This is a genomic window from Stenotrophomonas bentonitica (assembly GCF_002887735.1).
Classification (GTDB): domain Bacteria; phylum Pseudomonadota; class Gammaproteobacteria; order Xanthomonadales; family Xanthomonadaceae; genus Stenotrophomonas; species Stenotrophomonas bentonitica_A.
Map to the genome: position 1 here is coordinate 1 of NZ_PKQP01000030.1, position 907 is coordinate 907.

The 907-nt window shown below is 63.6% G+C and carries 1 protein-coding gene; it reads right to left on the minus strand.

The genetic code is table 11. The features are described 5' to 3' along the window. Positions 1-907: elongation factor Tu (tuf, locus tag C0R07_RS19625; protein ID WP_102789694.1), on the minus strand; the 907-nt coding region annotated here is incomplete at both ends.

Here is a 907-nt window from a genome sequence, read left to right on the forward strand (position 1 = left end):
CTTCCGGCAGTTCGCAAGCGCCGGTGATGTCGGTGGTACGGAAGTAGAACTGCGGACGGTAGCCCTTGAAGAACGGGGTGTGGCGGCCGCCTTCATCCTTGGACAGGACGTAGACTTCGGCGTCGAACTTGGTGTGCGGCTTGATCGAACCCGGCTTGGCCAGGACCTGGCCACGCTCGACGTCGTCACGCTTGGTGCCGCGCAGCAGCAGACCGGCGTTGTCACCTGCCTGACCCTGGTCCAGCAGCTTGCGGAACATTTCCACGCCGGTCACGGTGGTCTTCTGGACCGGACGGATACCGACGATTTCGATTTCTTCGCCGACCTTGATCACGCCGCGCTCGATACGACCGGTCACCACGGTGCCGCGGCCCGAGATCGAGAACACGTCTTCCACCGGCATCAGGAAGGGCTTGTCGACGTCACGCTCCGGGGTCGGGATCCAGCTGTCGAGAGCTTCGACCAGCTTGATCACGGCCGGCACGCCGATCTCGCTCTGGTCGCCTTCCAGCGCCAGGCGGGCCGAACCCGAGATGATCGGGGTGTCGTCGCCCGGGAAGTCGTACTTGCTCAGCAGCTCGCGGACTTCCATTTCGACCAGTTCCAGCAGCTCGGCGTCATCGACCATGTCTGCCTTGTTCAGGAAGACGACGATGTACGGCACGCCGACCTGACGCGACAGCAGGATGTGCTCGCGGGTCTGCGGCATCGGGCCGTCAGCAGCGGAGCAGACCAGGATCGCGCCGTCCATCTGGGCAGCACCGGTGATCATGTTCTTGACGTAGTCAGCATGGCCCGGGCAATCGACGTGGGCGTAGTGACGAACGGTGGATTCGTATTCGACGTGCGCGGTCGAGATCGTGATGCCACGTGCCTTTTCTTCCGGCGCGGCGTCGATCGCGGAGTA